Consider the following 13,677-nt stretch of genomic DNA (forward strand, 5'->3'; position numbering starts at 1 on the left):
GCTGTTAGGCTATTCGCGCGTCTGAAACCAGATCACAGACATGAACTTTCGGGTCCACTGTCATAATGGGAACCCATCGGCATCTGTCCGATACCCGGATTCATGCGGTTGGACGGATCAAGCGTGCGGTAGAAGTCCGCCAGCGCCGGTTTGGCCGGGTAGAGATGCCCGACATTATGTTCGGCCGGATATTCAGCGCCGCGATCGTCCAGTACGCGCAATAATTGCGCTTCGAAATCATGGACGTCCGTACCCTTGCGCACGACATAGTCCTGGTGGAAGACATGGCAGAAGAAATGGCCATAATAGAGTTTGGCGATCGCCGCCGCTTCGATGGCGGGCGGCAATGTCTCGGTCCACACCCGGGCATTGCGGGGCAGGGCGATATCCAGCGCGACGATATCCTCCACCCTATCGCGATGCACCTCGCGATAGCGCACCGCCGCGCCCGCGACGGCAAAGCGGTGCAGGAACGCCTTGTCCGCTTCCTCTGTTGAACATTCGAAATAATCGCCGTCCCGCCCGGCGAAACTGCCCTGCAGATAGGCGCGCATGGCGACCAGATCCTCCGCCGCCATGCGCAGCATCAGATGATGCGCATAGCGGTCGCGATAGGCCCGCATCCGCGCCGGCAGATGCTGCGGAAATAAACCGGCCAGGCGATTGAGCCAGCGATCGGTCAATCCGCGCCCGCCCAGCCCCAGCGCGTCGATCCAGCCATCCACCCGCGCCTTGGCCGCGAACAGCGCGGGCAGCCGGTCGGTCCCCAGCATGCGCACGGCCAGGAACAGATCCTTGCCATAGTCGGCGGCGATGTCGAACGCGGTACGATGCACATATTCCGCCGCGATCGGCAGGCCGCCAAAGTCGCGCAACATGTCGCGGCGCACCGTCGCCAGCAGATCGGCGTCATCGGTGCCGATGTAAAAGACGCCCGATCCGTCCTCCTTTGCAAAACTGTCCAGCCGCACGGCGAACAGCGCCAGCTTGCCCGCGCTGCCCGACGCTTCGTGCAGCTTGCGCGGATCGGCATTGAAACGGGCAGGGGTGTCGGCATCTATGTCGCGCACATGGGTCGCATAATCATGGTCGGACGCCCGGCGACCGTCCTCGTGCATGACATCGGCGTCGGTAAAGGCGCCGCGATCCAGCCGGTTCAACATCGTTTCGGGATCATCGCCCAGCGCCACGCCCAGATGATTGACCAGCGACAGGCGGCCGTCCGCTTCCAGCCGGGCATAGAGCGCCAGTTCGGTATAGGCCGGTCCCCGCCGCACCAGCGATCCGCCGCTATTATTGCATATCCCGCCCATGACGCTTGCGCCCAGGCAGGATGATCCGATCACGCTATGCGGTTCGCGCCCCAACGGTCGCAACCGCCGCTCCAGCGCATCCAGTGTCGCGCCGGGCAGGCAGATGACCTGTCTGCCACCGTCGATCAGGTGAATGGCCTTGATCCGCGTCGTGCTGATGATGACGACCGGCCGGTCATAGGCGTCGCCATGCGGCGTCGATCCGCCCGTCAGCCCGGTATTGGCCGCCTGCATGATGATGGCCGCGCCGGCGTCGATGCAGGCTGCCAGCGCGTGCCATTGTTCGACCAGCGTGCCCGGCCGCACCACCGCCGCCACCTTCCCCGCTCCGAAACGATAGCCCAGACGGAAGCGCCGCGTTTGCCGATCGCGCGTCAGGACGTGCGAACCACCCACGATCCCTCGCAACCTGACCAGCAGTTCCGTCGGTTTCCCCGCCATCGCGCCGCTTTGCCCCTCCATCGGACGCATCCGATGCGTCTTCACCTGATATATCTAGGTCATATCATATTACTAATTATAGAAAAGAAAAGAGGCACAGTGGGAAGGGATCACTTTTCCGCCATCATCTGGGCGGCGCGCGCCTGCCTGATGGCGCAAGCCAGGCTATGCCGCTTAGCCGTCTTGGAACTCATGCGCGAAAATGACTCCGAAATAGCATCCAGCGTCCTGCGGCGGCATCCGACATGATGTGAAGCCACTGCCCATGTCCTCGACACATTACTCCAACAAATCGCTTGAACTCATATTATAGTATTATATAACGATAGACATATAAGGTTCAGTAGGAGGGGTTATGCGTTTGATTCGCCATATTCTTGCAGGCGTAACGGTTTGCGGCGTCATCGGCTTCGTGCCAAACATGGCCTATGCTCAGGATTCGGTGGGTGGCGATGCTGCCGACATCGTCGTCACCGGCATCCGCGCCAGCCTTCAGTCCGCGCAGAATATCAAGCGTAACTCAGACAAGATCGTCGATTCCATCGTCGCCGAAGACATCGGTAAATTGCCCGACATCAATGTGGCCGAAGCCTTGCAGCGCGTATCGGGCATTCAGGTGAGCCGCGACCGCGGCGAAGGCGGCGGCGTCGCCATTCGCGGCCTGTCGCAGGTGCTGACAACCATGAACGGTCGTGAAATCTTCACGGCCGGTGGCGGTCGCTCTTTCAACCTTCAGGACGTGCCTTCGGAACTGCTCTCCGGCATAGACGTCTACAAGACGCCGTCGGCCGACCTCATCGAAGGCGGCATCGGCGGTGTCATCGACCTGCGCACCCGCAAGCCGCTCGACAAGAAGGGCTTCGTTTTCAGCGCCAGCGCCCGCGCCCGCTACTCCGATCTGGCCGACGACGTGAAGCCGATGGCCTCGGTCCTCGTCAGCAATAGCTGGGACACGGACGCTGGCGAATTCGGTATATTGGTCAGCGCCGCCTATCAGGAACGCGCCTTCGCGACCGACATCGCCACCGTGGGCGCCCCCAACGGCCGCACCGACATCATCGCCGGACAGCGGGTCAACGCGCCCAACGGTTCCAACCAGCCTGCCATCAAGGGCGTGCGTCGCAGGATCGGCATCGACGCCATCGTGCAGTGGAAGCCGTCGCCGGAATGGGAAATCTACGGCCAGGTCGGCTATCAGGATTTCAATTCGATCCAGGAGCAATATGGGCTGAATATCCCGACCAATGGTCGAGCGGCCGTGCCGGGCAGCGCAACCCTGTTCACGGGCACCACGGATATCCAATCGGTTACCTACAATAATGTCGCTTTCAACACGCTGGGTGTGGCGCGCGATACCTATGACGAGAATTTCCAATATTCCGGCGGCGTGACCTATCAGACCGACGGCATGCGCCTCAACGTCGATGCCAGCTATTCGACGTCCACCAACACGCTCTATTATTCCGAACTCGATCTCGCCGGCATTGCGCCGCGCGCGCAGCAGAATGTCAGCACGTCGGTGCCGACGATGCTGTTGAGCGGCATCGATCTCAACAATATCGCCAGCTACACAGTGGGCGCGCTGACCCGGAACGAAAATCACTTCAAAGGCGACATGTGGGCGATCAAGGCCGACTCGTCCTTCGACATCGAAAGCCCGTTCCTGAAGTCGCTGAACTTCGGCCTGCGCTGGGCCAAGCGCGGCATGGACTTCTCGCCCGTCCGCTTCTTCCAGACGCCCGGCACCGCGACCGCTCGCCTGAGCGCCGTGCCCTTCGCCGACCTGTATATGCCCAATCCGCTCAACGGCATGTTCAATGGCTCGACGAACATCAACCAGAATTTCCTGGTCGCCAACCCCGATCCCCTGCGCTCGATCGACAATTTCAACGCCATTCGCCAGCGTCTGGGCATCACGACCCCTGTGACCGTCAGCCAGCCTGGCATTTACAGCATCGATGAAACCACCCTCGCGGGCTACGCCATGGCAAAATATGGCTTCGACATGGGCAATATCCCCGTCGACGGCAATATCGGCCTGCGTGTCATTCGCACCGGTCTCAATGTGACTGGCAACCGGCTGGACGCGGGTCAGACCGTGCCGACCCCCATCAACCAGGACAGCAATTATCTGAGCGTTCTGCCCAGCGCGAACATCCGGTTCAAGCTGAGCGACGAAATTCAACTGCGCCTCTCTGCGTCTCAGGTTCTCACGCGGCCGGGCTTCGGCCAGCTGGCGCCGACGCTGACCTTGGTCCCGGCCCAGAATACCGGTTCTTCAGGCAACCCGGACCTGCGCCCGTTGAAGGCGGATCAGCTGGACGCGAGCCTGGAATATTATTTCTCGCCCACCGGTTCGCTCTATCTAGCCGGTTTCTATCGCAGCGTGCAGAACTTCATCCTCACCGGCACGGTCCTGCGCAATATCGACGGCATCGAATATAGCATCTCCGCGCCAACCAACAGCAACCAGGGCAAGATCAAGGGCGTCGAAGTGGGCGGCCAGACCTTTTTCGACTTCCTGCCGGGTCTGCTCAGCGGTTTCGGCGTCCAGGCCAACTATACGTTCGTGGACAGCTCGACCGGCACATCGATCGTGGGGCTGACCACGCCGCTGACCGACCTGTCGAAGCATAGCTACAATGCCAGCCTGATCTATGAAAAGGGTCCGCTCTCGGCCCGTCTCGCCTATAATTGGCGCGACAAGTTCCTGACCGGCCTGTTCACCAACAATGTCGTTACCGGCCTGCCGGTCTATCGCAAGGCCTATGGCTGGCTCGACGCGTCGATCAATCTGGACGTGACGAAGAATGTCACCCTGTCGCTGGAAGGCAGCAACCTTACCCGCACCAAGGCGCACACCTATTATGGCCGCGAAACGCTGGTCGGCAACCTGGATCAGGACGATATCCAGGTGCTTGGCGGCGTTCGCGTCACCTTCTGATCCGTTCCTCCCCCTGTCCCCGCGGCTGCACCCGCGGGGACATTTTTATGGTTGTTTGCGCTGCCGACCTTGGAGGTGGATCATGAAAGCTGTGTCAGCATGTGCAAAAGTCCTCGCGCTCCTGTCGGCTACGCTGGTCGTGCCAACCTCCGCCCAGACTATCGCGGCGCCTGACGAATCCCGTTCGACCGATGCCATCGCTTGCCCGCCCATGCCTATAGTCAGTCCATCCCGGATGGCTCTGATCGTCGAGCCGAGGCCGCATATCGGCAAGATCGCGCCGGCGAGCCGCGAAGACCAGATGAATTATGCCAACTGGACGAAGATCGATCCCTACGGCCTCTGCCGATACCGGGAGGAGAACCGGTCATTAGGGCGGCCCAGCGCCCGGCGCGTGGTGTTCATTGGAGACTCCATCACGGAATCATGGAAACTGGCGACCCCCTCGCTTTTCACGCGCGACGTGATTGATCGGGGCGTTTCCGGACAAACCACCGTGCAAATGCTGGCGCGCTTTCGTCAGGACGTGATCGACCTTCATCCTGCGGTGGTCCATATCATGGGCGGCATCAATGACATCGCCAGCCCGCTTGGAACCGCGCTGACCCGATCCAACATCCAGTCGATGGTCGATCTGGCACAGGCGAACGGTATCACGGTAATCCTGGGCGAAATCACGCCCAGCGCCTTTTTCGCGGGCGCGCCTGAAACAAAGCCTGCGCCCCATATCGTCCGGCTCAATCGCTGGCTGGAAAACTATGCCAGGGAAAAGCGCCTCGTTCTCGCTAAATATCATGGCGGCCTGGCGGACAGGGACAATGGAATGCGGGATGGCTTGTCGAACGATGGCCTGCATCCCAATCGTTTGGGTTTCGACGTCATGACTCCTCTGGCTCAGGCCGCTATCGACACCGCCTTCGCACATCGGGCCGCCGCGCCTGACAGGCGCACGGCGCGGAAAACAAAGAATAACTAGAGCATGGTCCGATCCTGTATGATCGGATTATGCTCTAGCGACTGCAGGCGGGCGCTCCATGCGCCCATTGCCTGTCATTTCAGCGTCACGTCTTTGGCGAATAGCAGCCGCACCGGCCCCAGCAGTCCCGAATCAAGCAGCGGCTCGTCCGCCTGGAAGAAGGTCCACGGCGTGAACGTCACGCGCCCGCCTGCCGGCTTCGCCTCTCCCTTCCTGTACCAGTCGGGCAGTTCCACGATCTTGCGCGCCATGACCGGCTGCATCTTGCCGTCCGCACCCGGCTTTTGTCCGATCGTCCAGTCGCTATTGTCGACGAACCGGCCTTCTTCGGGCAGAGCGGCGTCGCCGATCATCCGGTTCGCCCACAGGTTGGTGACGGATAGCGACAGTTGGTTGGTGCCCGCATGGACGGCATCGGTAATATCGACGCGATAGGGTTCCTTCCACACCACGCCCAGATCCCGGCCGTTGACGCGCACGCCTGACAGCACCTCCACCCGGCCCAGGTCCAGCCATATACGCAGGCCCTGTTTCAGCGCGTGCGCAGGCACGTCGATACTCCGTGCATAGGTGGCGGTGCCGGAAAAATGCCGCACCGCCGGATCGGCATGTTGGCTCAAGGATTGGAGCGCGGGCAAGGTGATGGACGCAGGCGCCCCACGCCCCGGCTGCAACGCAACGGTCCATGGCCCCTCGATCGTCTGCGGCGCAGGCACGTGGGCCGTTACGCGCCGCCCGTCGCTGCTGGTATAGCGCCCGCTTTCCCAGACCTGCATGGTCAGCCGCCCATCCGCGCCCCGCGCGATCGCCGCGGGGCCGGCGTCGAACGAGGGGGTGGGCGGTCCGGCCGCCGCCGCCTTCGCGATCTCGTCGGGCGTCAGCGCGCGCGCCTCTGTCTGGAGCGGCGTGAAATTGCCTTCGAAGAAATAGGTCATGCCATTGGGCGCGGCCGGATCGGACCCACCGGCAAAGACCGTCCGTCCGCTTTTCACGCCGGTGCGCGCCAGCGTGCCGTTGATATAGAGGCTGGGCACGCCCTTGTCATAGACCAGCGCGAAATGGCTCCATCCCGCGATCGGCTGATGCGCCACCAGCACGGCGGGCACATCGTCCGGCGATCCCCGTTCGATCACGAACGCGCCGTTGCGCCCCACGGCCAGGCCTGCGATCGCCGTGCCTTCCCCGTGGATGTCGCGGCCCGACCGGGCGTTGACCAGATAGTTTTTCCCCGTCTCGTTGATCCGCCCCGTCGCGCTTTCCTGCGGCATCAAGCGCAGGTCCAGGTCCGGCTTGGCCCAGAGCGACAGGGTGAAGCTGTCCGAAGGCGCAGCGACGATCGGCGTGCGCAAAGCCACATCGGCAAAGCGCTCGCCGTCTTTTGCGACCCAGGCGACCGGCTTCACGCCATCCAGCGGTTCACCGAAACGCACGAAGGTCGATCCGGCGGGCGACAGCTCGAACGCGACGCGCATGCCCTTGTCGGACGCCCCGAACAGCGCGGGGCGACGGACCGCCCCCGTTTCTGCGTCCCACAAGGATGGCGCTTTGCCCGCGACGCGGAAAGTGCAGCTTACGCGCTCCGCCCGCCGCTGCCGGTTGGCCAGGAAATAGACGTCGCCGTCGGGCAGTTTGCGGTGCAGCCATGCGATCTGCCCATCCGGCGTCGCCGTATCGCACGTGACATCGGGCGCGGTCCGCGTCGCCGCCAGCACATCGGCGATCGGGCCGCTGGCAAAGACCTTGCCCTTGCCGACCTGCCGTGGTGCGCCGTCGCCCGTCGCGCCCCACAAGGCCGCGGCATCGGCATCGAACTGCGCATCGTCCATCGCCAGCGATCGCGTGGGGCGGGGGGCCAGAAGCACCATGCCCTGTTCCACCAATGCCCGCAGCCGCGCCACCAAAGCACCGGTCAGGCTCGTCATCCCGCCGGGCAAAGCCAGCACCGCATAGCGTGCGCCATCGGGCAGCACGACCTTGCCATCGGCCACGCTGGCGCGGGTCAGCAGCACTTCGGCGTTCACCAGATCATAGGCATGACCGGCCGGGATCAGCGGATCGAAATATTGCCCGATCCGGGGATTGGCGTCGGCCGACACATCGGGCCGGATATTTTCCGACTGGTTGGGACTGTCTTCCCCCACGAAGACGAGGATATCGGCAACATTATGCCCCTGCCGCAGCATATATTGGCTGCGCGCCAGATAATCCATCCAGGGCTTCGACTGGCCGAACCATGTATTGGTGCGGTCCAGATTGATGCCCCATGGCCCCATCACCATGCCCGGCTCCGCCAGCACATTGGGCTGGTGCGCATAACGATGGAAGAAGATCTGGTTGAACCCCTGGGCGAACATCTGGTCGCCCAGCGTCTTCATGGAATAGGGATAGTCCATCCAGCGGCTGGTCTGGGCTTCCCCGGTAAAGGCTTCGGCCGCGACCACGCTCTTGCCGTAGACACGGGCGGCGGACGCCACCATCTTGACCGTGCGGTTGTCGGTCCAGGGGGTGCGGCTCCAGAATTCGGTCATCGGCACCTGCGCCCGGCCGCTGACCTGCAACGCGTCGAACGGGCCGGGACCATAGCCCTCGGTATAGAAACGTAGCCCCGCCGCATTGGCGTGGCGCTGCATCCGCCCATAATAATTGTTGGCCATCAGGTCCGCGAGCGTGCGGCGGAAATCGAACAACAGCTTGTCCGACCGGCTGGCGTCGCCGACGATTCGCCCGGTCAGCGTCGGCAGCCAGGGTAGCAGGCTATACCCGTTGCGCTGCTCGAAATCGGCGATCAGGGTCGGTGTCCAATTCTGCAACCCCGCCTCATAACTGTCGATTTCCAGATTGGCGAAGGCCTTGCCCGCCAGCGGCCCGGCGGCCTTCACGACGCGACCCACACTGCTGTCGAACTGATGATCGACCGCCGCGACGCTCAACTTGTCGACCTCCAGCCCGCGTCCCGCATCCGAAGCCGCCACATTGACCTTGCCCGTCGGCGTATGGCCCAGCCGCAGGATCGTCCAGCGCCCCGGCGGCGCGACCCAATCGATCCGCCCCTGCGCGTCCACCTGGGCGCTCAGGTCGATGACCGTCGCCGGATCGATCGCGTCGGGGGCGGGGGCGTCGCCCGGCCCCTTCGTCACCGCGCCCATGCGGAAACCATGTTCGCCCTTCACGTCCCAATCCGCGATGCGCGGGGTCGCATAGAGCAGGGCTTCGGCCAGCTTCACCTTGGCGGATGGCGTAATCCGAAAATAGCGGGCGGTGACGGCAGGGAAATTGATCGATCCGGGTGCTTCGATCCCACGCTCCACCGCCACGCTGACCTTCCCCACCGGCGACCAGCTTCGACCGTCGTCGGACCGTTCCAGCGTGGCGGAAAAGCCGGGCGCGTCCTTTTGCGCATAGAGTGTCAGCGCCTGCGCGGTAAAGGGCGCCTTCATCGTCACGACCAGCGGCGCGTCGGGCGCGATCTCCACGCTGCTGTGGAGGTCGCGATCGGTCAGCCGCGCGACATCCACCGCGCCGCCCGCGCGCATCGACGCAATAGCGGCGCGATAATGGCTCTCGTCGCCATCGGACGCCGGGAAGGCGATCACGGCCGCATCCCTATAGGTGTCCAGCTTAGTATAAGGCTGGGGCAGGGTGGCACGCACCCGCCTGCCGCCCACGACGGTGGTTTCGGTCCACACGATCTGCTGCATCGCCTGTTCCGGCGCAATCCACGGCCCGCCGCTCGACGACCAGCCCGGCGCATTATGCATACCCACTTGCAGGCCGAGGCTATCGGCCTTGCCCATCATATGGGTCATCAGCCCCAGCCATTGCGGGCTGAGATAATCCACCGGTCCCTTGGGCACATCGTCGCTGCCGTCGAACACCAGCACGCCGCCCAGTCCCGCCTTGGCGATCGCATCCAGATCGGCGTCGATACCCCGTTGCGTCACATTGCCGTTCATCCAGAAATAGAGCGTCTGGGGCCGCGCATCGGCAGGGGGATTGCGAAAGCTGTCCGCGTCCGGACTGTTCGCATCAGGCTGCGCCGCCTGCTGCGCGGCAACGGGCAGGACACCGACCGCCGCCATCGCCACGCTGCTCGCCAGCCTGGCCAAAAATGCGCGCGTCATCCCACTCTCCCGTCCATCTTTTCCTGTCACGATCGCCTGCACCTGTCTGAAATCGCAGCGAATTGCATGCGATGCGGCGAAACCGGTTGACTCATTTTACTCATACTAATAGCCAAGGACAAGGAAATATCATAAAATAATACTAATTGAGCTGGCGACGGATGGAGTGGGTATGAAGGGGCGTTACTACAAGCCATCTTTCTGGTGGAAAGCCGCACTGGTCGCACCTGCGCTGTTGCTGGCCGCGCCTGTCCAGGCGGCCCCCGCACCGGGCGCCGCCGCCGGGAATGGCCAGAAGCAGTTCGACAAGCTTTATCTCGGTTCCGCCTGGTATCCCGAACAATGGCCCGAAGAGCGCTGGGCGGAAGATCTGCGCCTGATGAAGGCCCATGGCGCCAATGTCGCACGCATCGGCGAATTCGCCTGGAGTGCGATGGAGCCGACCGAGGGCGCCTATGACATGGGCTGGCTCGTCCGCGCGGTCCGTCTGGCGGCGAAATATGATATCAAGGTGGTGATCGGCACGCCCACCGACACCCCGCCCGCCTGGATGACGCAGAAATATCCGGAAGTTTTGCGCATCGACGGCGACGGCAAACAGATCGGCCATGGCGGTCGCCGTCAATTCTCCATCTCCGATCCCCATTATCGCCAGCTCGCCAGCGACATCGTCGGCCGGATGGCGCAGGCCTTGGGCAAGGAACCCAATGTCATCGGCTGGCAGATCGGTAACGAATATACCGACGAAAGCTACGATCCCGCCGCGAAATCCGGCTGGGTCGACTGGCTCAAGGCCCGCTACGGCACGCTCGACACATTGAACGACGCTTGGACCACCCGCTATTGGTCGCAAACCTATAGCGATTGGAGCCAGGTGCCGTTCAATACGGAAAAGGGCAATCCCGGCCTGATGCTGGAGCAGAAACGCTACATCACCAGCCAGTGGGTCGCCTTCCAGAAGAACCAGCTCGACGCGATCCGCGCCCATGCGTTGCCATCGCAGTTCATCACGACCAATCTCGGCGGCCTGGGCTGGGCGAACAGGTTCGACCGCTACGCCATCAACCGCGACCTCGATTTTGCCTCCTGGGACAATTATGTCGGCTCCGGCCACCTGCTCCCCTATCGCAACGGCGCGAGCCATGATCTGGTCCGCGGGTGGAAGCGCAAGAATTTCTGGGTGATGGAAATCCAGCCCGGCTTCGTCAACTGGGCGCCGGTCAGCAACATGCTCTATCCTGGCGAAACGCGCGCCATGGCGTGGCAGGCGATCGGCCATGGCGCGGACGGCATCCTCTACTGGCAATGGCGCAATGCCCTGAACGGTCAGGAAACGATGCATGGCTCCATCCTCGGCCCTGACGGTAAGCCGCTCCCGGTCTATGCGGAAGTGACCCGGATCGGGCGCGACATGGCGAAGGCGACGCCGCTGCTGGCGGGAACGACGCCTGTGTCCCCCGTCGCCATCGTGCAGGATTATCCCAGCCGCTGGACCATCGATTTCCAGCCGCACCATAAGGATTACGACCAGATCGGCGTCCTGCTCGACTATTATGCGCCGTTGAAGGATGCGCTGGGCAGCGTCGACATCGTGGAGGCCGCCGGTCCGCTCGACCGCTACAAACTGGTGGTCGCCCCCAATCTCGCCATCCTGACGCCCGACATGACGGCAAAACTGACCGCCTTCGTCAAAGCAGGCGGCCACCTCATCCTCGGCCCGCGGTCGGGCATGCGCGACGCCTATGACCGGCTGCAACCCCGCCGCCAGCCCGGCCCGCTCGCCGATCTGCTCGGCGGTCAGGTCGAACAATATTATGCGCTGGACGAACCCATAGAGGTCGGCACCGGCAAGGCGACGATCTGGGCCGAAGACCTGACCGTCCAATCCCCCGACACGCAGGTGCTGCTGCGCTATGGCAAGGCCAATGGCTGGCTCGACGGCCACGCCGCCGCGTTGACGCGACAGGTTGGCAAGGGGCGTATCACCTATGTCGGCGCGCTGCTCGACAAGGATCTGATGAAGACCCTGATCGATAATGCGCTCAGCGGCGCAGGGGTCGCGCGCGACTTCGCCGTCCCCGCCGACGTCGAACTGATGACGCGCGAAGGCGACGGCCGCGCCATCGTCATCCTTATCAACCATGGCCGGGAAGCGCGCAGCGTTACCCTGCCCGAAACCATGACCGACATATTGGAGGGCGGCCGCAAACAGGCCGTCACGCTGGCGGCGCAAGGCGTCGCCGTCCTGCAACGGGGAGCCACCAAGTGAAGAAGCCTCTCATCGCCGCGCTCTGCGCGCTCACGTCCCTGACCGCTCCGGCGCTTGCCCAGAAGTCCGCGCCGCCATCGCCCTGGCCGATGGATTATCAGGCCGCGCCGGTCGAGGCGCAACTCGCCAAGGTGAAGCAGGGCGTCAACACCGGCCCCTTCCGCCCCGACTGGGACTCCCTGCGCGCTTTCCGCACCCCCGCATGGTTTCAGGATGCGAAATTCGGCATCTTCATCCACTGGGGCGTCTATTCCGTCCCAGCCTATGCCAATGAATGGTATAGCCGGAACATGTATGTGCCGGGCAACGCGGCCTACGAACATCATCTGAAGACCTACGGCCCGCAGAACAAGTTCGGCTACAAGGATTTCATCCCGCAGTTCAAGGCGGAGAAGTTCGATCCCGCCGCCTGGGTCAGGCTCTTCTCCGACGCGGGCGCCCGCTATGTCGTGCCGGTCGCCGAACATTGCGACGGCTTCGCCATGTACCAGTCCGCCTTTACGAAGTGGGACTCGGCGGACATGGGGCCGAAACGCGACGTGACCGGCGAAATCGCGAAGGCCGCGCGCGCCCAGGGCCTGCATTTCGGCCTGTCCTCCCACCGCGCGGAACATTGGTGGTGGTATCATAAGGGCCGCACCTATGACTCCGACGTCAACGATCCGAAAAATGCGGGCCTTTACGGTCCCGCCGCGCCCACCGGCCTGCCCGCCGACAAGCCCGACAACTGGCCCGACAGCGATCTGCTCCACAATTGGAGTCCGCCCAACAAGCAATTTCTGAACGACTGGATGGCGCGCACGTCGGAACTGATCGACAAATATCAACCCGAACTCATCTATTTCGACTGGTGGACGTCTTCGCCCCTGTTCGAACCGCTAATGCGCGACACCGCCGCCTATTATTACAACCGCTCCGCGCAATGGAAAGCGCCCGGCATCATCGCCTACAAGGGATCGCAGTTCGCCGAGGGCAGCGCGATGTTCGACCTGGAACGCGGCAAGACCGACGCGCTCAAACTCACGCCATGGCAGTCCGACACGTCGGTCAGCATCAAAAGCTGGGGCTATGCCCAGAATGACAGCTACCGCACGCCCAAATCGCTGGTCGCCGACCTGATCGACATCGTGTCGAAAAACGGCAACCTGCTGCTCAATGTCGGTCCCAAGGCGGACGGCACCATTCCCGAAGAGATCGCGACCGTCCTGCGCGGCATGGGCGCATGGCTCAAGGTGAATGGCGAGGCCATCTACGGCACACGCCCCTTCCTCTATTTCGGCGAAGGCCCGACCAAGTCCGGCCATGTCCGCCAGGTCGGCCAGTTCACCGAAAAGAACGTCGCCAGCTTCACGAAGGAAGATATCCGCTTCACGACGAAGGACGGCCATCTCTATGCGCTGGGGCTGGAACGCCCAGCCGACGGCGCGGTCCTCATCAAGACGCTCTACGCCAACACGCCCTATCTCGATCGCACAATCGACCGGATAGACCTGCTCGGCACCGGCGCGGTCCAATGGCAACAGACGGCCCGGGGCCTCAACATCAGCTTGCCGCAAAGCAGCGCCGATGCGATGCCCTACGCCCTGCGCATCAGCTTCAAAGAATAAGACCGG

General features: G+C 63.0%; 6 protein-coding genes. 4 read left to right on the forward strand and 2 right to left on the reverse strand.

All coding sequences use genetic code 11. The features are described 5' to 3' along the window. Nucleotides 1-32: 32 nt before the first annotated feature. The gene (dld, locus tag U5A82_RS01715) at nucleotides 33-1,775 is read right to left on the reverse strand and encodes a D-lactate dehydrogenase (RefSeq protein ID WP_442802146.1); all 1,743 of its coding nucleotides are present in this window, start codon (nucleotides 1,773-1,775) and stop codon (nucleotides 33-35) included. Between the two features lie 334 nt (nucleotides 1,776-2,109). On the opposite strand from dld, the gene U5A82_RS01720 reads away from it, so the two are divergent. Both U5A82_RS01720 and U5A82_RS01725 read left to right on the forward strand, forming a co-directional pair. Next, complete coding sequence (locus U5A82_RS01720; protein ID WP_326288155.1) at nucleotides 2,110-4,698, forward strand: TonB-dependent receptor; 2,589 nt, start codon at nucleotides 2,110-2,112, stop codon at nucleotides 4,696-4,698. 82 nt (nucleotides 4,699-4,780) lie between these two features. Continuing rightward, the gene (locus U5A82_RS01725; RefSeq protein WP_326288157.1) at nucleotides 4,781-5,674 is read left to right on the forward strand and encodes a GDSL-type esterase/lipase family protein; all 894 of its coding nucleotides are present in this window, start codon (nucleotides 4,781-4,783) and stop codon (nucleotides 5,672-5,674) included. 74 nt (nucleotides 5,675-5,748) lie between these two features. Here the strand turns inward: U5A82_RS01725 and U5A82_RS01730 are convergent, their stop codons facing one another. Further along, nucleotides 5,749-9,795, reverse strand: a complete 4,047-nt coding sequence (locus U5A82_RS01730) for a glycosyl hydrolase (RefSeq protein WP_326288158.1) — start codon at nucleotides 9,793-9,795, stop codon at nucleotides 5,749-5,751. A 172-nt stretch (nucleotides 9,796-9,967) separates the two neighbouring features. Here U5A82_RS01730 and U5A82_RS01735 point away from each other — a divergent pair, with 172 nt between their 5' ends. Next, nucleotides 9,968-12,064, forward strand: a complete 2,097-nt coding sequence (locus U5A82_RS01735; RefSeq protein WP_326288159.1) for a beta-galactosidase — start codon at nucleotides 9,968-9,970, stop codon at nucleotides 12,062-12,064. Continuing rightward, nucleotides 12,061-13,671 carry an alpha-L-fucosidase gene (locus U5A82_RS01740; protein ID WP_326288161.1) on the forward strand — a complete coding sequence of 537 codons (1,611 nt, stop codon included), beginning with the start codon at nucleotides 12,061-12,063 and terminating at the stop codon, nucleotides 13,669-13,671. The genes U5A82_RS01735 and U5A82_RS01740 overlap by 4 nt, the downstream gene beginning before the upstream one ends. Nucleotides 13,672-13,677 lie beyond the last annotated feature (6 nt).

The organism is Sphingobium sp. CR2-8, from assembly GCF_035818615.1.
Lineage (GTDB): Bacteria > Pseudomonadota > Alphaproteobacteria > Sphingomonadales > Sphingomonadaceae > Sphingobium.

What these genes read in the sequence shown, in the direction of transcription:
- U5A82_RS01720 (WP_326288155.1), top strand. Translation starts at nt 2,110, where the DNA reads ATGCGTTTGATTCGCCATATTCTTGCAGGCGTAACGGTTTGCGGCGTC.
- U5A82_RS01725 (WP_326288157.1), top strand. Translation starts at nt 4,781, where the DNA reads ATGAAAGCTGTGTCAGCATGTGCAAAAGTCCTCGCGCTCCTGTCGGCT.
- dld (WP_442802146.1), bottom strand. Translation starts at nt 1,775, where the DNA reads ATGGAGGGGCAAAGCGGCGCGATGGCGGGGAAACCGACGGAACTGCTG.
- U5A82_RS01735 (WP_326288159.1), top strand. Translation starts at nt 9,968, where the DNA reads ATGAAGGGGCGTTACTACAAGCCATCTTTCTGGTGGAAAGCCGCACTG.
- U5A82_RS01730 (WP_326288158.1), bottom strand. Translation starts at nt 9,795, where the DNA reads ATGACGCGCGCATTTTTGGCCAGGCTGGCGAGCAGCGTGGCGATGGCG.